This is a genomic window from Microbacterium sp. NPDC087591, assembly GCF_044743625.1.
In the GTDB taxonomy this organism is placed as follows: Bacteria; Actinomycetota; Actinomycetes; order Actinomycetales; family Microbacteriaceae; genus Microbacterium.
This window is the reverse complement of sequence record NZ_JBIUWU010000004.1, coordinates 120125-147065: the sequence shown is the minus strand read 5'-3', so window position 1 is coordinate 147065 and position 26941 is coordinate 120125. Positions and strand designations below refer to the sequence as shown.

The 26941-nt window shown below is 70.9% G+C and carries 25 protein-coding genes and 1 pseudogene; 8 read left to right on the top strand and 18 right to left on the bottom strand.

Translation table 11 applies throughout. The features are described from left to right. Window positions 1-75: 75 nt before the first annotated feature. From ACIOVG_RS18415 to ACIOVG_RS18375, 9 genes and pseudogenes are all read right to left on the bottom strand, one after another. A complete protein-coding gene (locus tag ACIOVG_RS18415) occupies window positions 76-1254 on the bottom strand; it encodes a M20 family metallopeptidase (RefSeq protein WP_400876819.1) in 1179 nt (392 codons plus the stop codon). Continuing rightward, window positions 1251-2828 carry an amidohydrolase gene (locus ACIOVG_RS18410; protein WP_400876816.1) on the bottom strand — a complete coding sequence of 526 codons (1578 nt, stop codon included), beginning with the start codon at window positions 2826-2828 and terminating at the stop codon, window positions 1251-1253. Before ACIOVG_RS18410 ends, ACIOVG_RS18415 begins: the two co-directional genes overlap by 4 nt. A gap of 43 nt (window positions 2829-2871) precedes the next feature. Further along, on the bottom strand, window positions 2872-4347 hold the full coding sequence (locus tag ACIOVG_RS18405) for an amidohydrolase (protein WP_400876813.1): 1476 nt from the start codon (window positions 4345-4347) through the stop codon (window positions 2872-2874). 41 nt (window positions 4348-4388) lie between these two features. Next, window positions 4389-5417, bottom strand: coding sequence for an ornithine cyclodeaminase (locus tag ACIOVG_RS18400; RefSeq protein ID WP_400876810.1), 1029 nt, complete (start codon window positions 5415-5417; stop codon window positions 4389-4391). Continuing rightward, window positions 5414-6052 (bottom strand): FMN-binding negative transcriptional regulator, encoded by a 639-nt coding sequence (locus tag ACIOVG_RS18395; RefSeq protein WP_400876807.1) that lies wholly within the window; start codon window positions 6050-6052, stop codon window positions 5414-5416. The genes ACIOVG_RS18400 and ACIOVG_RS18395 overlap by 4 nt, the downstream gene beginning before the upstream one ends. Next, on the bottom strand, window positions 6049-6885 hold the full coding sequence (locus tag ACIOVG_RS18390; RefSeq protein WP_400876804.1) for a MaoC family dehydratase N-terminal domain-containing protein: 837 nt from the start codon (window positions 6883-6885) through the stop codon (window positions 6049-6051). Before ACIOVG_RS18390 ends, ACIOVG_RS18395 begins: the two co-directional genes overlap by 4 nt. Continuing rightward, window positions 6882-8111: a CaiB/BaiF CoA transferase family protein gene (locus ACIOVG_RS18385; RefSeq protein WP_400876801.1), complete on the bottom strand. Its 1230-nt coding sequence runs from the start codon at window positions 8109-8111 to the stop codon at window positions 6882-6884. The genes ACIOVG_RS18390 and ACIOVG_RS18385 overlap by 4 nt, the downstream gene beginning before the upstream one ends. Further along, the gene (locus ACIOVG_RS18380) at window positions 8108-9088 is read right to left on the bottom strand and encodes a hydroxymethylglutaryl-CoA lyase (protein ID WP_400876798.1); all 981 of its coding nucleotides are present in this window, start codon (window positions 9086-9088) and stop codon (window positions 8108-8110) included. The genes ACIOVG_RS18385 and ACIOVG_RS18380 overlap by 4 nt, the downstream gene beginning before the upstream one ends. Continuing rightward, window positions 9085-10371, bottom strand: a pseudogene (locus ACIOVG_RS18375) (hydroxymethylglutaryl-CoA reductase, degradative); the annotation flags it as partial. The pseudogene ACIOVG_RS18375 and the gene ACIOVG_RS18380, both read right to left, overlap by 4 nt. A 200-nt stretch (window positions 10372-10571) precedes the next feature. Between ACIOVG_RS18375 and ACIOVG_RS18370 the strand changes: the two are divergent. After that, on the top strand, window positions 10572-12476 hold the full coding sequence (locus tag ACIOVG_RS18370) for a GAF domain-containing protein (RefSeq protein WP_400876795.1): 1905 nt from the start codon (window positions 10572-10574) through the stop codon (window positions 12474-12476). A gap of 96 nt (window positions 12477-12572) precedes the next feature. On the opposite strand, the gene ACIOVG_RS18365 is transcribed toward ACIOVG_RS18370, so the two are convergent. The 6 genes from ACIOVG_RS18365 to solA form a co-directional block, all read right to left on the bottom strand. Beyond that, the gene (locus ACIOVG_RS18365; RefSeq protein ID WP_400876792.1) at window positions 12573-13391 is read right to left on the bottom strand and encodes an ATP-binding cassette domain-containing protein; all 819 of its coding nucleotides are present in this window, start codon (window positions 13389-13391) and stop codon (window positions 12573-12575) included. Then, entirely contained in the window at window positions 13388-14257 is an 870-nt protein-coding gene (locus tag ACIOVG_RS18360; protein ID WP_400876789.1) for an ABC transporter ATP-binding protein, read from the bottom strand. The genes ACIOVG_RS18365 and ACIOVG_RS18360 overlap by 4 nt, the downstream gene beginning before the upstream one ends. An 89-nt stretch (window positions 14258-14346) precedes the next feature. Further along, window positions 14347-15915: an ABC transporter substrate-binding protein gene (locus ACIOVG_RS18355; protein ID WP_400876786.1), complete on the bottom strand. Its 1569-nt coding sequence runs from the start codon at window positions 15913-15915 to the stop codon at window positions 14347-14349. Continuing rightward, window positions 15912-16886, bottom strand: a complete 975-nt coding sequence (locus ACIOVG_RS18350; protein ID WP_400876783.1) for an ABC transporter permease — start codon at window positions 16884-16886, stop codon at window positions 15912-15914. The genes ACIOVG_RS18355 and ACIOVG_RS18350 overlap by 4 nt, the downstream gene beginning before the upstream one ends. Continuing rightward, window positions 16883-17833 (bottom strand): ABC transporter permease, encoded by a 951-nt coding sequence (locus ACIOVG_RS18345; RefSeq protein ID WP_400876780.1) that lies wholly within the window; start codon window positions 17831-17833, stop codon window positions 16883-16885. Before ACIOVG_RS18345 ends, ACIOVG_RS18350 begins: the two co-directional genes overlap by 4 nt. Window positions 17834-17970: 137 nt before the next feature. Continuing rightward, window positions 17971-19095, bottom strand: a complete 1125-nt coding sequence (solA, locus tag ACIOVG_RS18340; protein ID WP_400876777.1) for an N-methyl-L-tryptophan oxidase — start codon at window positions 19093-19095, stop codon at window positions 17971-17973. Window positions 19096-19396: 301 nt separating this feature from the next. Between solA and ACIOVG_RS18335 the strand changes: the two genes are divergently transcribed. Then, on the top strand, window positions 19397-19603 hold the full coding sequence (locus ACIOVG_RS18335) for a CsbD family protein (RefSeq protein WP_400876774.1): 207 nt from the start codon (window positions 19397-19399) through the stop codon (window positions 19601-19603). Window positions 19604-19683: 80 nt separating this feature from the next. Here ACIOVG_RS18335 and ACIOVG_RS18330 read toward each other — a convergent pair whose 3' ends face one another. Continuing rightward, a complete protein-coding gene (locus ACIOVG_RS18330; protein WP_170198021.1) occupies window positions 19684-19848 on the bottom strand; it encodes a hypothetical protein in 165 nt (54 codons plus the stop codon). Window positions 19849-19968: 120 nt separating this feature from the next. On the opposite strand from ACIOVG_RS18330, the gene ACIOVG_RS18325 reads away from it, so the two are divergent. The 5 genes from ACIOVG_RS18325 to ACIOVG_RS18305 all read left to right on the top strand — a co-directional run bounded on the left by ACIOVG_RS18325 (window position 19969) and on the right by ACIOVG_RS18305 (window position 24035). Beyond that, entirely contained in the window at window positions 19969-20235 is a 267-nt protein-coding gene (locus tag ACIOVG_RS18325; RefSeq protein WP_400876771.1) for a Rho termination factor N-terminal domain-containing protein, read from the top strand. Between the two features lie 9 nt (window positions 20236-20244). Beyond that, window positions 20245-21321, top strand: a complete 1077-nt coding sequence (locus ACIOVG_RS18320) for a YbdK family carboxylate-amine ligase (protein ID WP_400876768.1) — start codon at window positions 20245-20247, stop codon at window positions 21319-21321. 50 nt (window positions 21322-21371) lie between these two features. Continuing rightward, a complete protein-coding gene (locus tag ACIOVG_RS18315) occupies window positions 21372-22778 on the top strand; it encodes an MFS transporter (protein WP_400876765.1) in 1407 nt (468 codons plus the stop codon). Window positions 22779-22816: 38 nt separating this feature from the next. Continuing rightward, window positions 22817-23692 (top strand): endo alpha-1,4 polygalactosaminidase, encoded by an 876-nt coding sequence (locus tag ACIOVG_RS18310; protein WP_400876762.1) that lies wholly within the window; start codon window positions 22817-22819, stop codon window positions 23690-23692. A 154-nt stretch (window positions 23693-23846) separates the two neighbouring features. Further along, the gene (locus tag ACIOVG_RS18305) at window positions 23847-24035 is read left to right on the top strand and encodes a hypothetical protein (RefSeq protein WP_400876759.1); all 189 of its coding nucleotides are present in this window, start codon (window positions 23847-23849) and stop codon (window positions 24033-24035) included. A 571-nt stretch (window positions 24036-24606) separates the two neighbouring features. Here ACIOVG_RS18305 and hxlA read toward each other — a convergent pair. Further along, entirely contained in the window at window positions 24607-25230 is a 624-nt protein-coding gene (hxlA, locus tag ACIOVG_RS18300; RefSeq protein ID WP_400876756.1) for a 3-hexulose-6-phosphate synthase, read from the bottom strand. Between the two features lie 189 nt (window positions 25231-25419). Then, the gene (gene hxlB / locus ACIOVG_RS18295; RefSeq protein WP_400876753.1) at window positions 25420-25998 is read right to left on the bottom strand and encodes a 6-phospho-3-hexuloisomerase; all 579 of its coding nucleotides are present in this window, start codon (window positions 25996-25998) and stop codon (window positions 25420-25422) included. Window positions 25999-26097: 99 nt separating this feature from the next. Between hxlB and ACIOVG_RS18290 the strand changes: the two genes are divergently transcribed. Next, window positions 26098-26922: a LuxR C-terminal-related transcriptional regulator gene (locus tag ACIOVG_RS18290; protein ID WP_400876750.1), complete on the top strand. Its 825-nt coding sequence runs from the start codon at window positions 26098-26100 to the stop codon at window positions 26920-26922. Window positions 26923-26941 lie beyond the last annotated feature (19 nt).

The window sequence follows — 26941 nt, the reverse complement described above, 5'->3', positions numbered from 1 at the left end:
AGGCTAGTCCGCAGCGCCTCCCACGTCGATGGGCGAGACCGTCGTGATCCCACCCACCGATCCGGACGCGCCGGGTCAGCCGCGCGCGAGGCGCCGCCAGGCGAGTTCGGCGAGCACGGCGGCCTGCAGCCCGAGCACGCCGTCGTCGAAGATCGCGTCGTCGGAGTGCAGCGGCACGGACCGCTCGGCGGCGGCGCCGAGGAACACCAGGGTGCCCGGCACCTCCTGCAGCACATAGGAGAAGTCCTCCGACGCCATGTAGGGCGCCTCCCGCCGGGTGACCCGCTCGGTCCCCACCAGGTCGTCGAGCACGGCGATCACCTCGCGCGTCTCCGCCGGATCGTTGTAGGTCACCGGATACGACGCGATGAAGGTCGTGTCGAGCGAGCACCCGTTCGCCTCGGCGATGCCGCGCAGCAGGGCAGGCAGCTCGTCGCGCACGACATCGAGTGTCGCGGTCGAGAGCGTGCGGATGTTCGCCTCCAGGCTCACGCTCGCCGCCAGGATGTTGCTCGCCTCGGAGTCGCTCGACAGCCGGGTGATCGAGATCACGGCCTGGTCCGTGGCCGGAAGGCGCCGCGCGGCGAAGGTCTGCACCGCCAGGATGAGCTGCGCGGCCACGGGCACGGGGTCGATCGCGAGGTGCGGGAAGGCGGCATGGCCTCCGCTGCCGCGCACGACCATCTGCAGGGCGTTGGCGCTGGCCATCATCGCGCCTTCGCGCACCACGAGCTGCCCGGCCGGCACCGCGCTGTCGACGTGGATCGCGAAGGCGGCGACCGGTCGCTCACCCGCGGCGTCGAGCACGCCCTCGTCGATCATGAGGCGCGCACCCGCCTGTCCCTCCTCACCGGGCTGGAACATGAAGATCACCGTGCCGGGGAGCTCGTCGCGCTGTCCGGCGAGCAGCCGTGCCGCCCCGAGCAGACCCGCCATGTGCAGATCGTGCCCGCACGCGTGCATCGCCGCGCCCCGCGCCGCGAAGTCGAGTCCGGATGCCTCGACGATGGGCAGTCCGTCCATGTCGCCGCGCAGCAGCACCACCGGACCGGGGCGACCGCCCCGGAGCACGGCGGTCACCGACGAGAGCGCCGTGCCCACCGAGATCTCCAGGCCGAGGTCCGCGAGCTCCCGCAGGATGATCCGCTGCGTCACCGGCAGGTCGATGCCGACCTCCACGGCGCCGTGCAGTTCCCTCCGCACCGCGATGAGCCGGTCGGGCAGGGCCTGCGCCGCCGCAGCGAAGCGGGTCATGAGAACCGCTCCCCGCGGATCCAGGTCTCAGCGACCCGCACGGCGGCGATCTCGTCCTCCGGCACCGTGAACACGTCGCGGTCGAGCACCGCGAAGCTGCCGTCGAAGCCCGGCGCCAGCTGGCCGACCCCCTCCAGCGGTGAGAGCAGTCGCGCGCGACCGGTGTACAGCAGCAGCGCCTGCGGCACCGTGATCGCCGCCTCCGGCCCGAAGTCGATGCCGTTGTAGGTGCGGCGCCGCACGGCGGCCTCGACCGAGAGCATCACGTCATCCGCTCCGCTCCAGGCCGTCGCCGGGCGGTCGGACGACAGCGCGAGCGGGTCGAGACCCGCGTACAGACGCGCGATCGGATACGCATCCGGCACCTGCTCGGCACGCAGCGCCTTCTCGTATCCGTCGTACTCGGCGAAGAAGAACACGGTGTGCGTGGCGATGCCGAAGCGCATGCGGGCGGAGCGGAGGCGGGCGAGATAGTCGTCGCTCACGATCGTCGCGTGCTCGATGCGCACCGAGGGGATGCCGTCGAGCCACGGCTCTGCGTCGGCGAAGAGCTCGACCACGCGGTCGAGCGCGCGGTCGCCCATCGCGTGCACCGCGAGCTGCACGTGGTTGCGGCGCGCCCAGTCGGCCGCGGCGAGCACGTCGGCGTCGTCGACCAGGCGCAGACCGTGATCACAGGATTCCGGATACGCCTCGTGCACCCACGCGGTGCGGTTGGAGTAGGCGCCGTCGAGCACCACCTTCACGCCGGCGACGCGGATCTGGCCCTCGCGGTCGCCCTCGACGAGGTCAGCGAGCGGGGCGGCGGGGTCCCATCCCGGATACAGCGCGACGCGGGTGCGCAGGCCGCGCTCGACCGCCGCGCGGAACGTCGCCACCGGGTCGTCGATCCGATCCGAGAGCAGGTCGCACACGGCAACGATGCCTCGGGAGGCGAGCTCCGCGCCGAGGGCGACCACGGCATCGATCTGCGCGTCACGCGAGGGAGCGGGGATGAAGGCGGCCACCGCATTGACCGCGGCGATCTCGGTGAGCACACCGTTCGGCCGTCCGTCCGCGTCCCGCTCGAACCGCGACCCCTCCGGATCGACCGTGTCCGCCGTGATGCCGGCGATCTCGAGCGCGCGGGTGTTGCACACCGCGGAGTGCGCGTCGCAGCGCCACACCAGCACCGGCCGCGTGGTGCTCACCCGGTCGAGATCTGCCGCGGTCGGCATGCGGCGCCCGGGGAACTTGGTGTCGTCGAATCCGCGGCCGAGCACCCAGGCCTCGGGGTCGGCGAGGCCGTCGGCCTGGGCGCGCAGCACCGCGACCAGGTCGTCCGCCGACGTCACGGCGGGCGGGAAGCACTCCGCCGCCGGCGCGGTCCCGGCGATCAGCGCCGGGTGCGTGTGGCTGTCGATGAGCCCGGGCAGCACCGTGCGCCCGCCCAGGTCGATGCCGGCTTCGTCCGCCACCTCCCCCGCGTCGCCCACCCAGTCGATCAGGCCATCGGTGATGCGGAAGGCGGAGGCGAAGCTCGTCTCCGACTCTCCCGTGAACACCTTGGCGTTCGTGAACAGCGTGCTGGTCATCCCGGATCTCCCACCCGTTCGTGTCGTACCAAGAGTGCGCTCCTCAGAGCCGTCGCCAGGTGAAGCGGCCGGCGAGCAACGTCGCCGCCACCGGCATCCCGCGCAGCGCGTCGCGGTCGGCGGCGTAGGGGTCTGCGTCGCTGAGCACGAGGTCGGCGGGCTGCCCGACCGCGAGGCTGCTGCGCACGGATGCCGCCAGCGCGACGTCCAGCGGCAGGCGCTGCTCGGGGTGCCAGGCATCGCGGTCTCCGCGGCTGCGCGCCGTCGCCGCGCTCAGCGAGACCCAGGGGTCCAGCGGCGCGACCGGAGCGTCGGAGCCGAGTCGCAGGGCGGCACCGGCCCGGTGCAGCGAGCCGAACGCGAACGCCCGCGCCGTGCGACCCGCCCAGTGGTGGTCGGCGACGTCACGGTCGTCCATCGCATGCTCGGGCTGCACGCTGGCGATCAGCCCGAGGGCGGCGAAGCGGGCGAAGTCCTCTTCCCGCACGAGCTGCGCGTGCTCGATCACGCCGCGCATGTCGAGCGCCTCGAAGGTGTCGAGCACCTCGGTGTTCGCGCGGTCGCCGATCGCGTGCACCGCGGCCTCCACTCCCCCTGCACGGGCGATGCCGAGCAGACGTCGCAGCTCCTCGATCGGAACGCTCTCCAGCCCGCACGCGTGCGGGTGGCTCGGATCCATGCCGGGGTACGGGTCCCAGCACCAGGCGGTGCGGGTGTTGAGCGAGCCGTCGACGACGACCTTCAGACGACCGAACTCGATCAGCCCGCGCTCGTCGACGATGTCGCCCGTGCGCAGGCCGTGCGCGATCGCCCCCTCCAGCCGGTCGGGCCACACGGCGATGTCGACGCGGAGCGTGTCGAGCCCCTGCGCGGTCCGCTCCGACCACTCGGTGACGTTGTCGGTGTTCTCGTACTCGACCACGCCGACCACGCCGCGGGCCGCCGCCGCATCCGCCGCCTCCCGGTACGCCGACAGCGACAGCCCCTTGGCCTCGTCGAAGGAGTGCAGCAGCGCGATCCACGGACCCTCGCGCAGCAGCCCCGTGTCGTCGAGCTCGACGCCGAAGCGCGCCTGGGCCGCGTGGTTCATCCATCCGCAGTGCAGATCGCCGCTGACGAGCACCACCGGCACATCCGACACCGCGGCGTCGAGGGCGGCGGCCGACGCGGGCACGGGCCAGAGCCCGTCGCGGAAGCCGTAGCCCATCAGCACCCCGTCGACCAGGGGCCATCCCTCTGCGCGCGCCCGACGCACGACGTCGAGCACATCGGCGGCGCTGCGCGTCTCGGTGAGATCGACGCGACGACGGCGGATGACGTGCTGCGTGAAGTGCACGTGCGCGTCCCAGAACCCCGGGCCGATCCAGCGGCCGGCGCCGTCGACCGCCTCCCCCTCGGCAGGAGTCGTGCCCGCCGGGGTGATCGCGGCGATCAGCCCGTCGCGCACGGCCACGTCGACGGGCTCGGCGCCGTCGTACGGCCGGACGTACTGCAGGGTCAGGGCGGAGGCGTGACTCATGGTGTTCCGTTCGGACGCGGGGTGTTCAGGCGGCGGGGTGTTCAGGCGGCGGGGACGGGGACCGTGGTGAACCCGAACAGGTCCTTGGGGTCCTCGGGGGCGGCGACCAGATCGATCTCGCGGGAGAGGTCGGTGCCGGCGACGCTGTCGCGCAGGTGCCGCAGCGCCGAGTAGTCCTCGATCGCGAAGCCCACCGAGTCGAAGATCGTGACCTGCTCCGCGGAGGTGCGACCGGGCGCTGCGCCCGTGAGCACCCGCCAGAACTCCGTGACCGGGAAGTCGGGAGCGACGTTCTGGATCTCGCCTTCCACGCGCGTCTGCGGGGTGTACTCGACGAACACCGGCCCCCGGTCGAGGATGCGGGGATCGAGCTCGGTCTTGCCGGGGCAGTCGCCGCCGATCGTGTTGATGTGCATGCCGGGGGCCACATCGGCATCCGTCAGCACCTGCGCGACCGCCTTGTCGGCGGTGCACGTGGTGACGATGTCGGCGCCGGCCGTCGCCTCGGACGCCGAGGAGCACACGACGACCTCGAAGCCGCGCGGCACGAGGTTACGCACCAGCTTGGCGGAGGCCGCCTCGTCGACGTCGAACACGCGCAGCCGCCGGATGCCGAGCACCGCGCGGAACGCGAGCGCCTGGAACTCCGCCTGACTGCCCGCGCCGATCATGGCCATCACCTCGGAATCCGGTCGCGCGAGCGCACGGGCGACCATCGCCGACGTGGCGGCGGTGCGCAGTGCGGTGAGCACGGTCATCTCGGCCAGGAACACCGGGTAGCCGTTGTGCACGTCGGCGAGCACCCCGAACGCCGTGACGGTCTGGAAGCCGCGCGCCGGGTTGAACGGATGCCCGTTGACGTACTTGAACGCGTAGAGGTCGGGATCGCTGATCGGCATCAGCTCGATCACGCCGAACGGGGTGTGGTTGGCCACCCGCTCGCTCTTGTCGAACGACTCCCAGCGACGGAAGTCGGACTCGATCGTGTCGGCCATCTCGGCCATGATCCGTTCGGCACCGTGCGTCGCGATCCAGGTCACCATGTCGGCGACGCCCACGAAGGCGGTCATGCCCGGGTCTCCCGTCCGTGCACGCGCGCCATGCGCGCCGCGAGCTGCGGATTCTCGTACGGACCCGGTTCCCCGAGTGCGGCGATCACGCGGTCGACCACTTCGGCCGGCTTGTCCTGACTCATCTTCTCTTTCGCTTCGAATCGGTCGACCCGCAGTCGGAACCCGACCGTGCCGTGCACGATCCGCTCCGCGTACGCGGTGTTCTCCAGGGTCTGGTGCATCAGATAGGGCTCCGGCAGCGGGCTCTCGAAGTGCGCGACCAGCCGGTCCAGCACCCGCAGGTTCTCGTCGTCGGACAGGATCTCGGGGGTGCCGTGCAGGTGCGCGACCGCGAAGTTCCAGGTCGGCACGGCGGGCGAGGTGTCGTACCAGCTGGGTGAGACGTACCCCTGCGGCCCGTAGACGATCACCATCACCTCGTGCGCACCGAGCTCGTGCAGCCGCTCATCCGGACGACCGACATGGCTCACGAGCACGATGCCATCGGCATCCTCCTCGAGCAGCAGCGGGTAGTGCGAGGCGACGAGACCCGCGCCGGGCACGAAGCTGACGATCGTGCCCCACGGGTTCTCGCGCACGAGCGCGCGGATGCCCTCGACGTCGTCGAACACGTAGTCCGGGGTGTGCCTCATGAGTCCCTCCAGGTGATGTCGGCCGTGGCGAGCACGACGTCGGCGGCATCCAGCGCGGTGACCACGGTGCGATCCCCCTCGTCGCGCCCCACGACGCGGACGGAGCGATCGACCAGGATCGGCGCGATCGCACGCACGTCGAGTCGCGCCGCCTCGCGCTGCGGGTGCTGTCTGCGCGCGGCGTCCATGAGCAGGATACGGGTGAGCGGGCCGTGCACGAGCAGATCGGGCAGGCCCTCGACATCGCGCGCCCAGGCGCGGTCGTAGTGGATCAGGTGCGTGTTGAAGGTCAGCGCGGAGAAGCGGAACAGCTGCCGGGCATCGAGGGCGACCTCGTCGGACCAGTCGGCAGCGGCGACGGCATCCGCATCCGTGCGCGGCGACCGCACCGGGGCATCGGGGTCGGCCGCCTCCAGGAACACGTCGTGCCACACGCTGCGGATCGCCGGCTCCCCGTCGACCGCGTACTCGCGCTCCACATCGACGAAGACCAGTCGTCCACGCGAGCCGTGCTTCTCGACAACGGACCCGAGCCGCGTGGTCTGCACCACCTCGTCGCCGATGTGCAGCGGGCGCAGGAACTCGGTGGTCTCGCCCGCGTACATCCGTCGCGGCAGATCGATCTCGGGAATGATGCCGTCGCGGGCGGGCGTTCCATCCGGGCGCAGATCCGCCAGCGGCACCGCGAACCCGAAGAGCACACCCTCCCAACCGGCGGGCAGCACGGCGCCGACCTCACGAGCCGGCTCCTGCGCGGCGAAGGTGCCGCGGTAGCCCTCGACGACCGAGGCGAGAACGGTCTCGGTGCGCACGACGCTCACGTCGGCGCTCACGGCAGCACGCCAGCGGCGCGCAGCTCGGCGATGCGCGCGGCGTCGTAGCCGGCGAGGTCGGCGAGCACCTGGTCCGCGTGCTCGGCCAGCCGGTTCGCGGTGCGGCCGGGAGTGGCGGGCGTCGCCGAGAGCTTGATCGGCTGCCCGAACATGCGCAGCACGCCCAGATCGCCGTAGTCGGCCGTCACGATCATGTCGCGCTCGGCGGTGCCGGGGTCGTCGACGACCTCGGCGATCGTCTTCACCGCTGTCAGCGGCACGACGTCGCCGGCGAGCTCCTCCAGCTCGGCCTTGGTGCGATCGGCCAGCCAGGCGGTCACGATGGGCTTGACCCTGCGCTCGTAGACCTCGGCGTCGAACCGCTTGCGCATGGTGTCGATCTCGGGGTCTTGCTTGTGCTCGGGAGTGCCGAACAGATCGCAGCTCGCGTTCCAGAGCTTGTCGGTGTACGCGCCGAAGAACACCTGGCCGTCCGCGCAGTCGAACAGCTCGTACGGGCGCACCCAGGCGTGCTCGTTGCCGGCCGGCGTGGCGACCGTGCCCGTCACCGTGTAGTCCACGACGGCGGTCTCGGTCAGGGCCAGGATGCTGTCCACCTGTGCGACGTCGACCAGCTGCCCCTCGCCGGTCGACTCCGCGTGGCGGAGTGCTGCGAGCGTGCCGATCACCGCGAACAGGGTCGCGGACACGTCGCCGATCGTGACGCCCACGCGCACCGGCGGCTGGTCGGGGTAGCCGTTCATCGACCACAGTCCACCGGCGGCCTGCGCGGTGTTGTCGAAGGCAGGGCGGCGCGTGCGGGAGCCCGTGTGGCCGTAGCCGGAGATCGCGGTGTAGACCAGGCGCGGGTTGATCTCGTGCAGCACGTCCCACCCCACGCCGAGCTTCGCCATGGTGCCGGGACGGAAGTTCTCCACCAGCACATCGGCCGAGCGCACCAGGTCCTTGAGCACTTCCACGCCCTCCGGGCTGGCGAGGTCGAGGCCGACGCCGAGCTTTCCGCGGTTGTACTGCGCGTAGTAAGCGCTGAACTCCTCGTCGCCGTGCGTCAGGTAGGGCGGGAAGCCGCGCGACACGTCGGGGTCGCGCGGATTCTCGATCTTGATGACCGTGGCTCCGAGATCGGCGAGCATCTGGGCGGCGTAGGGGCCGGCGAGCACGCGCGACAGGTCCAGCACCGTGACCCCGGCGAGCGACCCCGGAGCGGGGAGCGTGAGATCGGTCATGGTGTCGCGGCCTCCTGTGCGGTGTCGGGGGTGTCGAGTCCTGCGGCGGCGAGCGCCCGCGCCACGTTCGACGGCGCGCGGATCCCGCGGACCCGCGCGAGCCATTCGGTCGTCGCCGCCAGGGCGCCGAGGTCGAGGCCGGTCTCGATACCCAGGCCGTGCAGCATCCACACCAGGTCCTCCGTCGCGAGGTTACCGGTTGCGCCCTTGGCGTAGGGGCAGCGACCCAGGCCGCCGACCGAGGCGTCGAACTCGGCGACGCCCAGCAGCAGCGCGGCGTGCACGTTCGCGAGCGACTGGCCGTAGGTGTCGTGCAGGTGCAGGGCGACGCCGGAGAGCGGGATGCCGGCGGCGAGGGTCTCGGTCACGACGCGGGTCGTGAGGCCGGGAGTGGCGACGCCGATCGTGTCTCCCAGGGCGATGGTCCTGGCGCCGGCGTCGTGCAGCGCGGTGGCCGCGGAGGTCACCGCTGCCGTGTCGACCTGGCCCTCCCAGGGGTCGCCGAACGCCATCGACACGTAGCCGCGGACGGGGATGCTCTCGGCCGTGGCCGCCGCGATGACCTCGGTCGCCCGGTCGATCGCCCCGGTCCTGGTGGTGTTGAGGTTCGCCTTCGCGAACGATTCCGTGGCGCTGACCACGACCGCGACCTCGCGGATGCCCGCATCGATCGCGCGCTGGAGTCCGCGCAGGTTCGGCACCAAGGCGACGGCGCGCGCACCCTCCGGCACCTCGACCGCCGCCACGACCTCGGCGGCATCCGCGAGCTGCGGGATCCAGGTCGGCGGTACGAAGCTCGTCACCTCGAGGTCGCGCGACCCCGCGGCGTACAGTCGGCGGCAGAGCTCGGCTTTGACGCCGGCGGGGATGATGTCGGTCTCGGCCTGCAGCCCGTCGCGCGGCCCGACCTCGTACACGGTGACGCGCGCGGGCAGCCCGGGTTCCGGCTGCACGCGGGGCGACGGCTTCGAGGTCATGCGCCGGTCTTCTCCGCGCGCAGCTCGGCCAGCACCTCTCGCGCGAACTCGACGCGGATGCGCCGCTCGGCCACGATGCGCGCCGCGACCTCGCCGATCTCGTCGACCTCGGCTCCGGCGCTCGCGGCGATCGTGCGTGCGTGCAGGGTCATGTGTCCACGCTGGATGCCCTCCGCGGCGAGCGCCCGGCATGCGGCGAGGTTCTGTGCGAGGCCGACGGCCGCGACGATGCTCGCCAGCTCGCGCGCGGTCTCCACACCCAGCAGGCGCACCGCGGCCTGCGCGGTGGGGTGCGCTCTGGTCGCTCCTCCCACGAGCCCCACGGCGAGCGGGACCTCGAGGGTGCCGACGAGGTTGCCTGCGGCATCCTGCTCGAACTGCGACAGCGCCGAGTATCCACCCAGGCGCGCGGCGTGCGAGTGGCATCCGGACTCCACGGCTCTGGTGTCGTTGCCCGTGGCGAGCACGACGGCCGTGATGCCGTTCATGATGCCCTTGTTGTGCGTGGCCGCGCGGTACGGGTCGGCCTCGGCGAAGGCGCTGGCCGCGACGATGTCGGACACCACCTGCGCGCCGCCCAGCAGCTCGGCGTCGAACACGGCGCGGGCGCGGGTGAGCCGCAGCTCGGCCTTGTTGGTGAGGATGCGCAGCAGCGTGCGGGTGTCGGCGAGCTCGGCGATGCGGGGAGCGATGGCCTCGGCCATGGTGTTCACGGCGTTCGCGCCCATCGCGTCGCGCACGTCGACGTGCAGGTGCACGATCACCTGGGCGCCGACCCGGGTGGGGAGAACGCGCACCGAGATGTCGAAGGCGCCGCCGCCGAGCGAGACGAGCACCGGATCCTGCTCGTTGGCGAGGGCGAGCAGCTCCTCGCGGGCCTCCAGCAGGGCGAAGCGGGTGCCGTGCGGGTCGACCGCATCGAGCACCTGGATCTGGGCGATCATCACATCGCCGGTGTAGGAAGTGGTGAAGCCGCCGTGCACCCGCGCCATCCGGGCCGCGTTGGACGCGGCGGCCACGACGCTGGGCTCCTCGGTGGCCATCGGGATCAGCCGGTCGACACCGTCGACCGTGAAGTTGGTGGCGACGCCGACCGGGATGCCGATGAGCCCGACGACGTTCTCGATCATGTGGTCGGCCTGCGCCAGCGACAGGCCGGCGTGCGGCTGCAGCGCTTCCAGGGCCGTCGCAGCGAGTCCCGCTCCGCCGGCGACGAGGGTCAGGCGCTCGTCCGGGGTGTGGTCGCGCAGACCTGAGATTCGGCTGTTGATCGTCATCGGCGACCTTCCTTGACGGGCGGTCGCCGGATCCTCGGCGCCGCGGTTCTAGGACGACACTAGAAGCGGCGTCCGTCGCCGACGATGGGCGGATCACTCAGCGAACGGAGGCCGGTGTATGCGATTGACACACCTGCGTGATCTCCCCCATGCTCGACACTGAAGACCTACGCTCTCCCGCGCCCCCGAACGCCGAAGGAGCTCTCATGAGCCGCGCATCCGACGCGATCGCCACCCTGCTCGATGCCGCCCACGACAGCGATCTGGTCGGCCCCACCGCGGTCAGCGATGCCCTCGCTCAGCTGGGTGCCTCGGAGGGGGACGCGGCCGAGATCGCCGAGCTCGTGCACCGCTCGCAGCGTGAGCTCTCGCGACTGCGCCGGCGCGAGCACGAGCTCTCGGCCCTGTTCTCCAGCGCCCGCGAGCTCGCGGAGCTGCGCGACAGCGATGCCGTGCTCGCCCGGCTCGTGCAGCGGGCCCACACCATGATGGGTGTCGACCTGGCCTACCTGTCGGAGTTCGACCCCGACACGCGTGAACTGCGAGTGCGCGAGACCAGCGGTTCCGTCAGCGCGTCGTTCCAGACGCTGCGCGTTCCGCCCGGTCGGGGTCTGGCGAGCGTGGTGGTCGAGTCGCGCATGCCGCAGTGGGTGTCGGACTACTCGGAGTATGCGAAGGAGCGCCACGATTCGGGGATCGACGACGCGGTGTCGTCCGAAGGGCTGGTGTCGCTCCTCGGGGTGCCGATGGTGACCTCGGACGACGTGCTGGGCGTGCTGTTCGTCGCCAACCGCGAGGCGCGCAGCTTCAGCCCCGACCAGGTCGCGCTGCTCACCGCGGTCGCCGACCACGCCTCGATCATCCTGCAGACCACGCAGACGCTCCGCGACCTGCAGGAGTCGGAGGACGAGAGCCGCACCACCCTGGCGAGCCTCACGGCGCACCTCGTCGAGCGCGACCGTGCGAACACCGTGCACCGGGAACTCGTGCAGGCCGTGCTCGCCGGCGGAGGATTCGGCCCCGTCGCCGAGACTCTCGCCTCGGCGCTCGGCAGAGCGGTCGCGATCATCGACGCGCAGGAGCAGATCATCGCCGCAGCCGGTCTGCCCCTGGCTCCGAGCATGCTGACGCTGCCGGAGCCCGTGCGCGAGGCGATCGCCGAGAGCCGTCGCTCCGGCTACTGCGTCGCGGTGCCCGAGGGCGGCGTGCGCGCCGTCGCCGCCCTGTCCGCCGGCAGTCGCCATTTCGGCGCGCTGCTGCTCGGCGACGGCGACTTCGAGCTCGGCGCCGTCGACCTGCGCACGATCGAGCGTGCGGCACAGGTGGGCGCCCTGCTCGAGCTGCAGCAGGAGGCCGCATCCGGCGCCGACCTGCGCATTCGCAGCGAGCTGGTCGCCGACCTGCTCGATGATGTGCCGGAGCGCCGTACCGACGTCGAGCGACGCGCGCGCCGACTGGGCGTCGACCTGCAGGTGCTCGACTCGCTGATCCTGCTCTCGGTCCCCGGCGACCAGCACACCGGGGCACTGCGGGAGCTGAGCCGACAGCTCGACGACCGCTCGCTCGTGGGCGAGTACCGCGGCTTCGTGGTCGCGGCCTACAACGCGGAGCGCAGTGCGGTCGACGTCGAGCGCCTGCGCACGCATGTCGCCTCCGCGATCCAGCATCCGGTCTCCGTCGTGGTGCCCCGCCCGGCCTCAGGGGCGCTGCCCGAGGCGTTCCAGACCGCGATGCGCACGGCCCGCCTGATCACGGCCCTCGAACTCACCGATGTCACCGCCCAGGTCGACGACTTCCTGCCCTACTCGGCCATCCTCGACACCGACGTGCGGGCGCTCAGCGCGTTCCTGCGCGACACGATCGGCGCCGTCCGTCGCTACGACGAGGAACGCGGGGCCGATCTGCTCGGCACGCTGCGCGCCTTCGTGCGCAACAACGCCAGCCCCACGCGCACGGCCCGTGCGCTGAACTTCCACACCAACACGATCCTGCAGCGGCTCGACCGGCTCGACCACGTGCTGGGGGCGTCGTGGCGCGACGACGAGCGGATGTTCCGCATCGGCATCGCCGTGCGGCTCGACGAGCTGCGCGACCGGCTGCAGGCGCGCTGACGCCTCGGCCCGCGCGAGGCGGAGACGATGCCCGTCGAGAGGCGACACACCGCGCTCGACCGGAACGGTCTGCGTTTCGGACGAATCCCCGAGCCTCTACGAGCGGTAGAGCACCGGCATCGACTCCAGCAGCGTGCGCGTATAGGAGTGCCGCGGCGCGTTCATGACCTGCTCGCCGGTGCCCTGCTCGACGACCTTGCCCTGATGCATCACGGCCACCCGATGCGCGATGTGGTGCACGACCGCGAGGTTGTGGGTGATGAACAGATAGGTCACGCCCGTGCGCTCCTGCAGGCGCACGAGCAGGTTCAGCACCTGCGCCTGCACCGAGACGTCGAGAGCGGAGGTCGGCTCGTCGAGCACGATGAACTCGGGATCGGCGGCCATGGCCCGTGCGATCGCGATGCGCTGCCGCTGACCGCCCGAGAACTCGTGCGGGAAGCGGTTCACGGCATCCGCCGGGATGCCCACCTGCTCGAGCGACTCGTACACGCGCAACGTGCGGTCCCTGGGCGCCATGCCGGCCGCGACCAGCGGTTCAGCGACCGAGCGGCCGATCGCGAAGCGCGGGTCGAGCGAGTCGTTGGGGTCCTGGAACACCATCTGCACGCGGCGGCGGTGCCGGCGCAGCGCCGAGCCGCGCAGCCCGGTGACGTCTGCGCCGTCGAACTCGATCGTGCCGGACGTGGGCCTGCGCATCAGCAGGATCGCCCTGGCGAGCGTGCTCTTGCCCGAGCCGGACTCCCCCACCAGCCCCAGCGTCTCGCCGCGCCGGACGTGCAGACTCACATCGTCCAGCGCGACCATGGCGTTGTCGCCGTGACCGAATCGCTGCGTCACGTTCTTCACGCGCAGCACGTCATCCGCCCCGACTCCGCCGTCCATGGGAACCTCATTCCCGATGCCCTCACTCACGATGCCTCCTCCAGGACGGCCGGGACCGCGTCGAAGTCGTTGTCGGCCGGGATGACCGCCAGCGCGGAACGGACGGGCACCGACGGACGAGGGATGCTCTCCAGCAGGGCCTTCGTGTACGGATGCTGCGGATCCTCCAGCACGCGCTGCGTCGTGCCGGACTCCACGATGCGCCCGCGGTACATGACCGCGATGCGCTCGCAGAGCTGACCGATCACGCCGAGGTCGTGGCTGATGAACAGCACTCCCATCCCGGTCTCGTCGCGCAGGGTGCGGATCAGATCGAGGATCTGCGCCTGCACCGTCACGTCGAGGGCCGTGGTCGGCTCGTCGGCGACCAGCAGCGTCGGATTCGCGGCCACGGCGATCGCGATGACCACACGCTGCCGCTGACCGCCCGAGAGCTGGTGCGGGTAGTAGGCCATGCGCTTCTCAGCGTCCGGCATGCGCACGAGCCTGAGGATGTCGAGCGCCTTGGCGCGCGCCGCCTTCTTGTCGGCGATGCCGTGGATGAGGAGCACCTCGGCGATCTGCGCACCGATCCGCATGCACGGGTTCAGCGCGGACATCGGCTCCTGGAAGACCATCGAGGCGCGCACGCCGCGCACTCCGGCCCAGTCGCGTTCGGCGGCATCCTTCATCTCCGACCCCGCGACGGTCATCGTCTGCGCGGTGACCGTCGCGGAGTCGGGCAGCAGTCCCATCATCGCCAGGGCGACACTGGACTTGCCGCTGCCCGACTCCCCGATGACGCCGACGATCTCCCCCGCACGCACGCGGAGCGACACCTCGGTGACGGACGGCGGTGCACTGCCGTAGGCGATGCTGAGGTCTTCGACGCAGAGGGCGTCGGTGGCGTCGGTCATGCGCGCTCTTTCCTGTCTGTCGGCCCCGGCGTCCCCGCCCATCCCCCACCGTGAGGGGATGTCCATGACGGGGACGCCGGGGCGAGGGATCACTCGGTCAGCCAGGCCGAGTCGAGCTTGTAGCGGGAGTAGAACGGGTCGCTCTCATAGCCGTGCAGCTTGTTCGCGTCCCAGACCTCGAAGTACACCGGCACCGCGGCCGGGACGATCTCGAGCACCTGCGAGGCCGCCTCCTCGGCCAGCTGGCCGATGAGCTCGTTGTACTCCTCGGGCGACGGCGCCGCCATCGCCTTCGTGAGCAGGTCGCGTGCCTTGTCGGCGTCGGGGTTGCCGTCCCAGTGGTTGTAGACGCCGCCCTCGAGCAGCACGGGCTGCAGGTAGAACGCCGCGGACGCACGGGGGCTTCCGGGGATCGCGACCAGGTCGGTCCAGGACTCGCCCGTGGTGAAGATCGGCGCGATCTCCGACAGCGGGGTCGCCTTGAGGTTCAGCGTGATGCCCGCCTCGGCGAGCTGCTGCTGCATCATCTCGTAGACCGGGTGGTGCGACTGCGCCACATCGCCCATGTAGCTGAGCGTGATCTCGGGGTTCGGCTGACCGGCAGCGGCCAGCAGCTTCTTCGCCTCGTCGACGTCGCGCGTGTAGTACGGCAGGTCGCCGGCATCCGGGGCACCGGGGTCGCCGGCCGGCGGCACGAACGAGATACCGGCGTTTCCGAGCATCGCGGTGTCGACCAGCGCCTGACGGTCGAGCGCGAGCGAGAAGGCACGGCGCACGTCGATGTCGGCGAGGGGGCCGGCCTCGGGATTGATGTAGATCGCGAGGTTCTGGCGGAAGGGCGGGTCGCCGAGGGTGAATCCGGCCGACTCGGCCTGCCCGGCGAGGCTGCCGTCGATGAACGACGCGGCCTGCACGCTGCCCTGCTGGACGGCGGCGAGCAGCGTGCTCTCGTCGGGGTACAGCTCGAAGACGATCGAGTCGAGGTTCGGCTCCTCACCCCAGTAGTTCTCGTTCTTGTCGAGGGTGATGCTGACGCCCTGCGACCACTCGGACACCTGGAAGGCACCGGTGCCGAAGGTCTGCGTCTGGCGCTCCTCCTCCGACGCCTTGCCGTATCCGTCCTCACTCACGATGAAGAAGGTCTGACGCGCCGAGACGGCATCGAGGAACGTGCCGTCCGGCTGGCTGAAGTGGAACGTGACCTCGTGGTCTCCCGTGGCCTCGACGCTCTCCATGTTGACGAGGTAGGTGGCGTTGGTGCCGCCGTCCTTGCGGGTCTCGAAGGAGTACACGACATCGGAGGCGTCGAACGGGGTGCCGTCGGCGAAGGTGACGTCGTCGCGCAGCTCGAACACCCAGGTGAGCTCGTCGGGCTGCGACCACTCGGTGGCGAGCGCGGGGTTCACGGTGCCGTCGCTCTCGCGGGTGAGCAGGGTGTCGTACGCGATGGAGTCGACGATCTCGGCGGCGATCGCAGAGGCGACCATCGGGTCGAGACCACCGGCGGAGGGCTCGGCGGGAACACCCCAGGTCAGGGTGCCGCCGGCGACGGGCTCGCCCTCCGCGCCGTTGCTCGGGGTCTCGCCCCCGGACGTGCAACCGGTGAGCGCCAAGGCGCCGACGACGACCGCCGCGCCGTAGAGGTATGGCTTCTTCATAGCTGACTCTCTTCTGTGTGGGTAACGCTGTTCTCTCGGGTGACGCTGTTCTCTCGGGTGGTGCTGTTCTTCCGCGCCCGGTCCGTCCGTTTCCGACCGAGCGAGAAGGCGGGTTCCCGCCGCGGGGCGAGCCAGTCCTGCAGTCCGTCCGCGAGCAGGTTCCACGCGGCGGAGAGCAGGATGATGACCAGCGACGGCAGGATGATCAGGAGCGGCTGCACCTGCATGAATCGGGTGAACTCGCTGATCATGCGGCCGGCGGAGGGCTCAGGAGCCTGCACGCCCTGGCCGAGGTAGCTCAGCGCCGCCTCGATCAGCACGATCTGCGAGGCGACGGACGCGAACTGCACGAACAGCGGGGTGAGCACGTTCGGGAGCAGGTGCTCCACGACGATCCGCGGGCCGCGCACGCCGGAGAGGCGGGCGGCCAGCACGAAGTCGCGGTCGCGCATCGCGATGACCGGAGCGCGCATCACCCGGGCGAAGCCGGGGGCGAACACCAGACCGAGCGCCAGGATCAGAGGGCCCGCGCCATTGCCGATCACGACGCCGACGACCAGGGCGACCAGGATCGCCGGCAGGGCCAGCAGGGCGTCGACGATGCGCATGATGACCGCATCCACCCATCCGCCGACGTAGCCGGCGATGAGCCCCAGCGTGGTGCCCACGATCGCGCCGAGCAGGGCGCCGGCGCCCGAGATGATGAGGCTGGTGCGGGCGGCGAGCGCGAGACGGGTGAACGTGTCGCGGCCGAGGTTGTCGGTTCCGAGCCAGTTCGTCGCCGAGGGGCCGGACATCGGCGGGCCGGCCGTGCCGAGCGGATCGTACGGCGGCCACAGCGTCATCCATCCCGCCAGCAGGAGCACGCCGGCGAGGATGCCGGCGCCGGCCCAGAACGACGGACCGAGGCGTGCACGACGACGACGGCGACCGGCGGTCGTGGCCAGGGCGAGTTCGCGGGTGACAGTCATCGCGTGTGAACCCTCACTCGGGGGTCGATCAGGGGATACAGCAGATCGACGATGAAGTTGATGCCGACGTAGACCGCACCGATCAGCAGGACGGTCGCCTGGATGATCGGGTAGTCCGAGCTGCGGATGCCGGTGAGCAGCAGCTGCCCCATTCCGGGGAGCGAGAACACCTGCTCGATCACGACGGTGCCGCCGACCAGCGCCGCCAGCTCGATGCCGACGACGGTGGTGACCGGGATCAGGGCGTTGCGCAGCGCGTGCCGACCGACCAGCCGCGACGGGGAAGCCCCCTTCGCCCTGGCCGTGCGGACGAAGTCCTGACCCAGCGTGTCGAGCAGCGTGCCGCGCGTGTAGCGGGCGATGATCGCCGCCAGCACGATCCCGATCAGCAGAGCGGGCAGGATCAGCACCCCGATCGCCCTGAGCGGGTTGCCCGCCGCACCCGAGTACCCCACCAGCGGCAGCTTCAGGGTGAGCGAGTTCACCAGGATCAGCACGGCGCCGAGCACGAACGGCGGGGTGGCGAGGAGCACGAACGAGGTGCCGCGCACGATGTGGTCGCTCGGACGGCGCCAGCGGGTCGCGGCGAGGATACCGGCCGGCAGCCCCAGGATGACGCCGAACAGGGTCGCCATCACGGCCAGCGTGAGGCTGAGCGGCAGGCGGGTCGCGATCATGTCCGACACCTGGCCCGGCACGGTGATCGCGGCGCCGAAGTCACCGCGGAGCACCCCGCCCAGCCAGACGAAGTACTGCGTGATGGCGGGCTGGTCGAGTCCGAGTTCGTGCCGCAGGGCGTCCAGGGCCGCGGGGTCCGGGTTGGCCGGATCCGCGAACGCCGCGAGCGGGTCGCCCGGGATGATCCGGACCATCGAGAACACGAGAACCGACAGCACGAGCAGCACGAACAGGGAGGACAGGACCCGCGTGAGGATGTAGCGCGCCATTCAGCAGCCCGTCTTCGGTGACATGCTCGTCACGCTATCGAGACGCCAGCCCACCGATAACGGTGTGTCGACCCAGCGAACCAGGTGCGTCATGGGTGAAACCTCCATATCGGCGGCTGTCGGGAAGCCGGGGCGGATCAGCGGGTCGGAGCGGGGGCGGCGAACGCGGAGATGTCGTCGGAGGTCTCGCCGTCCAGCGCGAGCTCGGACAGGATCCGCCCGAACGCGGGGGTGAACTTGAAGCCGTGCCCCGCCGACAGCGCGACGATGATGTCGGGGTGCTCCGAGAGCGGTCCGAGCACGAACCGGCGGTCGGGCGTCAGCGCATACTGGCAGGTCACGGTGCGCAGCTCGGGCCCCGCGTCCGGGAGCACGCCGCGCACGAACTCGCCCAGTTCGTCGGCCAGCTTCCGCGAGGGGACGAAGGTGCGCTCGGCCGGCGTCATGCGGTTCTCCGAGACGTCGCGCGCGGCCTTGACCGTCGGCTCGCCGAACGTGGGGAAGCCGTAGTAGCACTCGTCGTCCTCCCAGATCCATACCGGGAGGCGGTCGGCTCCGAGCGGCTCCGGATCCTCCGGACGGAAGTACGTGACCTGCTCCTGCATGATGTCGAGCGGGATCGCGGCGCCGAGCGGCTCGAGCAGCGTGTTGGTCCAGGCGTCGGCGGCGACGATCACCTTCTGCGCGCGGACCGCGCCGTTCGCGGTGCGGACGATCACGCCGTCGCCGTCCGGCTCCAGCGCCTCGACGGCGGTGCGGTCGCGGATGTCGGCGCCCAGGGCCCTGGCGCGCAGCTGCAGGGTCGCGACGGTGCGAGAGGCGTGGGCGATGCCGGAGTCAGGTGTGTAGACGGTCTCGACGTTCTCGGGGATGCGGAACTGCGGCCAGCGGGCGTGCACCTCGGCGGGAGTGAGGAGCTCGTGCGGCACCTCGCACTCCGTGAGCGCCGCGGTGAAGTCGGCGGCGGAGTACGGGCCGTCGGTCGGGATGAAGATCACGCCGCCCGTGATCGTCAGCAGCCGCTCACCGGATTCCTGCTGGAGGTCGTCCCAGTCGCGGTAGGCGGACTGGGCGAGACGCACATACTCGGGAGCGCCGTAGGAAGTGCGCACGATGCGCGAGGTGTCGTGGGAGGCGCCGCGCACGTGGCCGAGCTCGTACTGCTCGAAGGCGACGACCCGCGCTCCACGGCGAGCCAGGTGATACGCGGCCGCGCTGCCCAGCGCGCCCATTCCCACCACTGCCACCTCAAACGTCTCCATGACACTCCGTTCCGTCCTGTTGTGTGCGATAGCTCAGTGTGGACATCCCCGTCGCCGGGCAGCCATGGGTCGACAACCCACACAAGGGGGACATGAATGTGCTGTGCACACGGCAGCCACGGCGCGTTCGGGCGCGCAGCGGCGGGCCGGATCGGCGTGGGACGCGATCGATCCCTGTCTCCCCCGCCCGGTCCCACCGGTGCAGTGTCACGGCGAGCGCCGGTTGTCAATCCCGTGGCCGGGTCGGGAGGGGGATGCGATGGTGGCAGTCCCATCGACGCTTCGACGAGAGGAACACGCCATGAGCGCTGCAGATGACATCAAGAACGCCGCCGAGAAGGCAGCGGGCAAGGTCAAGGAGAACGTCGGGAAGGTCACCGACAACGAGAAGCTCGAGGCCGAAGGCCGAGCGGATCAGGTCAAGGCCTCCGCGAAGCAGGCCGGCCAGGATGTGAAGGATGCCGCCGAGAAGGCGGGCGAGAACGTCCGAGACGCATTCAAGGAGTGAGACCTTCGCCGATGGCGGGTCTCACTCCTTGAGTCTCGATTCAGGAGGGGGCCCGCCATCCGGCGGACCCACAGCTGAGGTCAGACCTTGCGGCTGCCGGAGATGCTCCGGATCAACCACGCGATCACAGCGATCGCCAGCAGGACCAGTCCGACCCAGAGCAGGAACTGCAGCGACTGGACCAGTCCGCCGGTGATCGCGAGGATCACGGCGATGACGATGACGATGATGAGGAGGATGTTCATCGGTCTTCCCTTCTTCCGGGGCTGGGCACCCCGATTGCGGTTCATCACGCTAATCGCGCCTGTCCGATCCTGGGAGGGGGTTGACGTGGACACCTCCGAGATGCGAGAGAGGCCGAGAAGATGCCAGGAAACCGGAACAGTTCGCTCAAGGATCCGGAGCTGTACGAGGAACTCCGCCAGGACGGAGCCTCGAAGGAGAAGGCCGCGCGCATCTCCAATGCCGCTGCCAAGGAGGGCCGCAGCACGATCGGCCGGCGCGGCGGCGAGCACGGCGACTACGAGGACTGGACGGTCGCCGACCTGCGCACCCGCGCGAAGGAGCTGGGCCTGACCGGATACAGCCGCCTGCGCAAGGCGGACCTGATCTCCGCGCTCCGGAACCACTAGGCGCCCCTGATGGCGCGGTTCGGGATCGAAGAGGAGTTCATCCTCCTCGATGGCGGGGCGCTCGTGCCGACCTCGATCGATGCGGAGGCGCGGCGCCGCATGGAGACCTCCCCGACCGCCGGACGCGTGACGCCCGAGTACCTCACCTGTCAGGTCGAGTGCGCGACGGATCCGTCGAGCGACCGCGCCGACGCCATCGCCCAGTTGCGCAGCCTGCGTGGCGCGATCGCCCGCCACGCGGCAGACGGCGGCGCCGTCGCCGCGTCCACCGGCACACCCTTCGCGACCACCGGGACCGTCGAGGTCTCGGCCTCACCGCACTACGACGAGGTCGCCGCGCTGTTGAACCACATCACCAGGGGCCATGAGGTCAACGGACTGCACGTGCACGTGGAAGTGCCGGACGACGAGGAACGCGTGCGGGTGCTCAACCGCATCCGGGGCTGGCTTCCTCTTCTGCTCGCCCTCAGCGGGAACAGCCCGTTCGCCGACGGCCTCGACTCGGGCTTCGACAGCTGGCGCAGCATCCTGATCCGGCGCCTCCCGTCATCGTGGTGTCCCCCGGCGTTCCGCGACATCGACGACTATCGGGCGCACATCGACCAGCTCGTCGCGCTCGGGGCCATCGGCGAACCCGCCTCCCTGTCGTGGGCCGTCCGACTCTCGGAGCGGTTCCCGACCGTCGAGGTGCGGGTCTTCGATGCGCAGCTCGCGCCCGAGGACAGCGTGCTCGCCGCGGCGCTGGTGCGGGCGATCGCCCTCACCGACGCACCCTCGTGGTCGAGCGTCGACCTCGACGCCGTCGACGCATCGCTGTGGACGGCCGCACGCCATGGGATGGGAGCACGGATCCTGTGCCCCGCCTCCGACGAGGTCGTCGACACGGCGACAGCGGCGAACCTGCTGCTGGAAGCCGTCGGACCCGCGTTGGACGAGTCGGACGACCGCGCGTTCGTGGAAGAGCGGATGGCGCGCATCCGCTCCGACGGCACGGGCGCCGAGCGACAGCGGAGGGTCTTCGCCCGCGCAGGGATCGACGGCCTGAGGGAGCTCTACCGGCAGAGCACGGCGGCGACCTCAGCGTGAGCAGCGCCCCTTCCGCCCCCGAGGTCGCCGGCCGAGAGTAGGGTCGGGCTGTGGCCTCCTTCGCCCCTCTCCAGCGGCTCGTGATCTCGATCGCCGTGCTCGCCTCGTTCGTGACGTTCCTCGACGGCACGGTGGTCACCGTCGCCCTTCCCGCGATCAGCGAAGAACTCGGCGGCGGCATCACCACCCAGCAGTGGGTCGTGGACTCGTACCTGATCACGCTGAGCGCGCTGATCCTGCTCGCCGGATCGGTCTCCGACGCCTTCGGCCGGGTGGTCGTGATGCGGGTGGGGCTGATCGCGTTCGGCATCGCCTCGGTCGCGGTGGCGGCCTCGATCGATCCGCTCATGCTGATCATCGCGCGCGCCGCGCAGGGGGCGGCCGGTGCGCTGCTGGTGCCGAGCTCGCTCGCCCTGATCACCGCCACCATGCGCGCCGGTGTGCAGGCCAGGGCGATCGGCGTGTGGACGGCGTTCACCACCGGCGCTCAGCTGGTGGGACCGCTCCTGGGCGGACTGTTCGTCGACTACCTCTCCTGGCGCTTCGTCTTCCTGATCAACGTCATCCCGATCGGCGTGACCCTGCTGCTGCTCGCCCGGCTCCGGCTGCCAGAGCATCCGCGGGGAGTGCGGGTGGACTGGTGGAGCGGCGCCCTGTGCGCGATCGGGCTCGGTGCGGTCGTGTTCGCGCTCATCGAGCAGCCCAACCTCGGCTGGGGCTCCCCCGCGATCTGGATCCCCGGCATAGTCGGCGCCGCACTGTTCATCTGGTTCCTGCTGCGCCAGCGGGGTGCGGCCGAGCCGCTCATGCCGCTCTGGCTGTTCCGCGTGCGCGACTTCGGCTGGGGGAACCTGGCGACCCTGTTCGTCTACGCCGCGCTGTCGCTCAGCGGCTTCGTGATCGGCGTCTACCTGCAGCAGGGCGCCGGCCTCTCGGCGACCGCCGCGGGCCTGGCGAGCCTGCCGATGACGATCCTGATGATCCTGCTCAGCTCCCGCGCCGGCCAGTGGGCCGGACGTTTCGGCCCCCGCATCTTCATGACCGTCGGCCCCCTGCTGATGGCGGCGGGCGCGCTGCTCCTGCTGTTCGTGTCGACCGAGTTCTCGTACTGGTGGCAGGTGCTGCCGGCGATGATCGTGATGGGTCTCGGCCTCTCGCTCACCGTCGCCCCGCTCACCGCGGCGATCCTCGGTGCGATCGACGAGAAGCACTCCGGCATCGCCTCGGCCGTGAACAACGCCGTCTCCCGTGTCGCCGGTCTGCTCGTGGTCGCGATGCTGTCGACCATCGTGGGCGGGTCGCTCGATCTCGGCGGCTTCCACAACGCCGCCATCGTCACCGCCGTTCTGCTCGTGCTCGGCGGCGTGGTGTCGTGGATCGGCATCCGCCGCAACCCCGTCGAGGCCGCAGACGTGCCTGCGCCCGCCCCGGGCGGACCGGTGCCCGCGGCCCGATGACACCACCTGCGCCGCCACCGCAGCCGTATGCTCGAACGATGCCCGCACGAGACCGTCCTGGCGCACGCGGCAGCGTCGCCGTGCTCATCACCCTGCTCGCGCTCACCGGCTGCACCTCCGGGGCGGCGACGGTCACGCACTCCGGGCATACCCCGGACGCCCCCGCTGACTCGTCCGCCGACGGAGACTGGGGGCTGCCGCCCGCTGGTGCCGTGCCCGACTATCAGCTCGGCGGAGCCTACGACCCGGCAGCCGAGGTCGGCATCGTCGGCCGCGATCGGTCGGCGGAGCCCGCAGCCGACGTCTACTCGATCTGCTACGTGAACGGGTTCCAGACGCAGCCGGGCGAACTCGACACCTGGGATGCCGATCTGCTGCTGCAGCACGACGGCGAGACCGTCTTCGACCCGGACTGGCCGGACGAGGCGCTGCTCGACACGTCGACCGCCGACCGCCGCGAGCGCATCGCCGCTCAGATCATCCCCTGGATCGAAGGCTGCGCGGATGACGGGTTCGCCGCCGTCGAGTTCGACAACCTCGACTCCTACACCCGGTCGGACGACGCTCTCTCGCTGGACGACAACCTCGCCCTCGCCGCACTGTTCGTCGACGCCGCCCACGGTGCCGGTCTCGCGGCCGGTCAGAAGAACGCCGCCGAAGACGCCGTGAAGCTGCACGAGCAGGCGGGCTTCGACTTCGCAGTGACAGAGGAGTGCGCCGTCTTCGCAGAGTGCGACGTCTACGCCGAGGTCTACGGCGAGCATGTGATCGACATCGAGTACAGCGACGAGCTGCCGCGGAGCTTCGCGGAGATGTGCGCGGATGCGGAGTCACCGGCGTCGATGGTGCTGCGCGACCGCGACCTGGTCACGCCGGACGACCCGGCGTACGTGTTCGAGACCTGCGCGGAGTGAGCGGGGTCGGCCCCTGGCACTGTGACCACGGGACGCGCACGTTGTCAACGGGCGCGCGGGTCTGCGGCTGGTGCGTGAAGCTGAGCATCCGATCGGCCGTCGTCGATCGGTGCCGCATCCGATCGGTGCGGCATCCCCCCAGAAAGGCGACACCATGTCCGACCCCCGCTCCTACCCCGAAGACCAGGGCCCGTTCGACGCCGCCGCAGAGGCGCCGGATGACGAGAAGGTCTTCACCGCCGATGACGGCGCCGACGACGACAGCGACGGCCTCGACCCGCTCGAGCAGGGTGACGAGGCGAACGTCGACCCCGACCTGGGGTTGAGCAACGACGCGGACTGACCCGTCCGGCCGCACCGTCGCGGAGCATCGCGGACCATCTCGGGCCATCGCGGGCCATCGCGGGCCATCGCGCGACATGCAGGAGAAAGCGCGGGATGCAGGAGAAAGCGCGGGATGCAGGATGAATCCCGCGAAACCTCCCTGCAAGTCGCGAGATCTCCTGCATGTCGCGCGACCTAGGGCGGCCGGGATCGGCCAGGACAACCACGACCGGCAACCGCCGATGGCCCGAGTCGCCCCCTGAGGACGACGGCGGACCACCGGCGGGCGGAACCCACGCGGATGCCGCACCCTCCCGAAGCATCCGCGGCTCCACCGTTGACCATAGGTCTGCACCCGAGCCGGAGCGAGGGGGTTGCCGCACGGAGCCCGGATGCAGTATTCCGCGAGCGATACATTGAGCAATGACCTCGCGCGACCGGGCGTCGAGTGCACGACCTGGCGTCGAGTGCACGACCGCCCGACGCCGACACCCCGTGCACTCGGCAGCACCCCGTGCACTCGGCACCGACGCCACCGACGACGACGCCGCCCGCCGAGAGTCCGGCGGGCGGCGTCGTGAGGTCGAACGTCAGACCAGGGCTGCCCGCAGACCGGCGGCCGCGGCACCGACATCCGGCGCGCCGTAGATGGCCCCACCCGCGACGGCGATCTGCGCACCCGAGTCACGGACGGCGGCGATCGATGAGGCGTTGACGCCTCCGGCCACCGAGAACGGCACGCCCGCGGCACGACCGGCCTCGAGCAGACCGTCGAGCGAGTAGCCCTCCTTCGCCTGCTCGTCGAGTCCGGCGTGCATCTCGACGAAGACCGCGCCCAGGGCGACGACCTCCTTCGCCCGCGCTGCCTTGTCGGCGACGCCGATCAGGTCGACGACGATGCCCTTGCCGTGCGTGGTCGCCGCCTTCACGGCGCCGGTGATCGTGCTGTCGTCGGCGGAGCCCAGCACCGTGACGAGGTCGGCGCCGGCGGCGAAGGCGATCTCGGCCTCGAGCTCTCCGGCATCCATGGTCTTCAGGTCGGCGAACACGACCTTGTCGGGGTGGGCGGCCTTCATCGCAGTGACGACCGACAGACCCTCGCTCTTGATGAGCGGAGTGCCGAGCTCGAGGATGTCGACGTGCGGGGCCGCAGCGGCGGCGAGGTCGAGCGCCGCGGCGGTGGTGAGGGTGTCGATGGCGAACTGGATCTTCATGTTCCTGCTTTCATGTGGGGTCGGCCGGGAGGCCGGGTCGTTCGAGGGAGGCGGGGTCATTCGAGGGAGGCGGGGTCGTTCGAGGCAGGCGGGGTCGTTCGAGGGAGGCCGGGCCGTTCGAGGGAGGCCGGGCCGTTCGAGGGAGGCCGGGCCGTTCGAGGGAGGCGGGGTCGTTCGAGGCAGCCAGGGTCATTCGAGGTTCGAGTGGCGCGGCCACAGCTCGTCGGCGGAGAGGCCGCTGCGCTGCCAGAGAGCATGGAACAGGGCGTCGCCGAGCAGCACGACGGTCTGCTCGAAGAGGCTGCCGGCGTACTGGGCGGATGCCGCGCCGGAACGATCGAGCTTGCCGGCGGCTGGCACGGTCACGACCACGGACGACAGCGCGGCGACCGGTGATCCGGGCGCGGTGGTGATCGTCGCGACGGCGGCACCGAGCCCGTGCGCGGTGGTCGCCGCGCGGACGATGCCGGTCGTCGTGCCGGAGCCGGTCGCGGTGAGCAGCAGGTCTCCGCGTGCGATCGCGGGCGTCGTGGTGTCTCCCACGACGAACGCGGTGAGCCCGAGGTGCATGAGCCGCATCGCCGTCATCCGCAGCGCGAGCCCGGACCGACCGGCGCCCAGGAGGAACACCCGGTCGGCGCCGCGCACGGCATCCGCGAGCGCGGAGATGGCCGCGGAGTCGGTATCGGCGAGGGAGCGCAGGGCGGCATCCACCTCGCTCTGCACGGTGCGCAGCGCGTCGGCGGCGAGGAGGGTGGCGGTGCTCATCCTCCGATTATCGAGACGACAGCCGCGCCGTGGACTCCGCCGAACGTCTGGAAGAACTAGCCGTTCGGCTAGCACTGCCCGATCGGCTAGTCTCACGGCATGGTCACCACCGTCACGTCCCAGGCCGCCCGCGTGCGCACGTCAGAGCAGGCGCGGCTCCTCGCCGAGCAGTCCGACCGGCACGCGGTCACTCTCGAGTCGCTGCTCGCTGTGCTGCGCTCGACGCGCCTGAGCGATCAGGCCGCGCGGCAGACCGCGATCGACGTGGCGGCGGCCGCGCTGGTCGACCTGCGCACGGCATCGGATGTGCGCGAGAACGACTTCCTCGAACCCGTGGTGGGGGCGTTCGAGCGGTTGAAGACCGACCTGCGCCCGCTCGTGCGGTTCGGGCAGCTCGACGTGCAGTTCGTGGAGCCGCCGGCCAACGGACGCGCACTCCCCGGCGCGGTCGCTCTGTCGGCGCGCGCCATCGTGCGCAATGCCGTGCTGGCCTTCGCGGATGCCGACGACGCGCGCCGCGTGCGCATCCAGTGGGACTGCGACGGCCTGAACCTGCTGATCGGCATCCGGGATGACGGTCGCGGCGACCTGCACGCGCACGACGACGCCCTGCGACGCATCGCGGAACAGGTCAGCGCGAACGACGGCACGTTCCGCGTCGCCTCCACGTTCGGTTGGGGCAGCGACCTGACCATCGCCCTGCCGCTGGATCCGCCGTCGGCATCCACGCACTCGGTCGAGGAGGATGTGGATCTCAGCGACCGCGAGCGCGAGATCCTGCGGCACCTGAGCACCGGCGCGCGCAACGCCGAGATCGCCACCGCGCTGCGCGTGAGCCCGCACACGGTCAAGTTCCACGTGTCGAAACTGCTGCGCAAGACCGGCGCCCGCAACCGCGCCGAGCTCGCCGCACTCGCGCGGTAGCCCGCGCCCCCGCGCCGTC

Bases quoted from the DNA above. Each gene is read 5' to 3' on its own strand.
- hxlA (WP_400876756.1), bottom strand. From the start codon at position 25,230: ATGAAGATCCAGTTCGCCATCGACACCCTCACCACCGCCGCGGCGCTC.
- ACIOVG_RS18305 (WP_400876759.1), top strand. From the start codon at position 23,847: ATGTCCGACCCCCGCTCCTACCCCGAAGACCAGGGCCCGTTCGACGCC.
- ACIOVG_RS18405 (WP_400876813.1), bottom strand. From the start codon at position 4,347: ATGAGTCACGCCTCCGCCCTGACCCTGCAGTACGTCCGGCCGTACGAC.
- ACIOVG_RS18330 (WP_170198021.1), bottom strand. From the start codon at position 19,848: ATGAACATCCTCCTCATCATCGTCATCGTCATCGCCGTGATCCTCGCG.
- ACIOVG_RS18335 (WP_400876774.1), top strand. From the start codon at position 19,397: ATGAGCGCTGCAGATGACATCAAGAACGCCGCCGAGAAGGCAGCGGGC.
- ACIOVG_RS18400 (WP_400876810.1), bottom strand. From the start codon at position 5,417: ATGACCGCCTTCGTGGGCGTCGCCGACATGGTGACCTGGATCGCGACG.
- ACIOVG_RS18415 (WP_400876819.1), bottom strand. From the start codon at position 1,254: ATGACCCGCTTCGCTGCGGCGGCGCAGGCCCTGCCCGACCGGCTCATC.
- ACIOVG_RS18310 (WP_400876762.1), top strand. From the start codon at position 22,817: ATGCCCGCACGAGACCGTCCTGGCGCACGCGGCAGCGTCGCCGTGCTC.
- ACIOVG_RS18360 (WP_400876789.1), bottom strand. From the start codon at position 14,257: ATGACCGACGCCACCGACGCCCTCTGCGTCGAAGACCTCAGCATCGCC.
- solA (WP_400876777.1), bottom strand. From the start codon at position 19,095: ATGGAGACGTTTGAGGTGGCAGTGGTGGGAATGGGCGCGCTGGGCAGC.
- ACIOVG_RS18410 (WP_400876816.1), bottom strand. From the start codon at position 2,828: ATGACCAGCACGCTGTTCACGAACGCCAAGGTGTTCACGGGAGAGTCG.
- ACIOVG_RS18325 (WP_400876771.1), top strand. From the start codon at position 19,969: ATGCCAGGAAACCGGAACAGTTCGCTCAAGGATCCGGAGCTGTACGAG.
- ACIOVG_RS18355 (WP_400876786.1), bottom strand. From the start codon at position 15,915: ATGAAGAAGCCATACCTCTACGGCGCGGCGGTCGTCGTCGGCGCCTTG.
- ACIOVG_RS18350 (WP_400876783.1), bottom strand. From the start codon at position 16,886: ATGACTGTCACCCGCGAACTCGCCCTGGCCACGACCGCCGGTCGCCGT.
- ACIOVG_RS18345 (WP_400876780.1), bottom strand. From the start codon at position 17,833: ATGGCGCGCTACATCCTCACGCGGGTCCTGTCCTCCCTGTTCGTGCTG.
- ACIOVG_RS18385 (WP_400876801.1), bottom strand. From the start codon at position 8,111: ATGACCGATCTCACGCTCCCCGCTCCGGGGTCGCTCGCCGGGGTCACG.
- ACIOVG_RS18395 (WP_400876807.1), bottom strand. From the start codon at position 6,052: ATGAGGCACACCCCGGACTACGTGTTCGACGACGTCGAGGGCATCCGC.
- ACIOVG_RS18290 (WP_400876750.1), top strand. From the start codon at position 26,098: ATGGTCACCACCGTCACGTCCCAGGCCGCCCGCGTGCGCACGTCAGAG.
- ACIOVG_RS18370 (WP_400876795.1), top strand. From the start codon at position 10,572: ATGAGCCGCGCATCCGACGCGATCGCCACCCTGCTCGATGCCGCCCAC.
- ACIOVG_RS18320 (WP_400876768.1), top strand. From the start codon at position 20,245: ATGGCGCGGTTCGGGATCGAAGAGGAGTTCATCCTCCTCGATGGCGGG.
- ACIOVG_RS18380 (WP_400876798.1), bottom strand. From the start codon at position 9,088: ATGACCTCGAAGCCGTCGCCCCGCGTGCAGCCGGAACCCGGGCTGCCC.
- hxlB (WP_400876753.1), bottom strand. From the start codon at position 25,998: ATGAGCACCGCCACCCTCCTCGCCGCCGACGCGCTGCGCACCGTGCAG.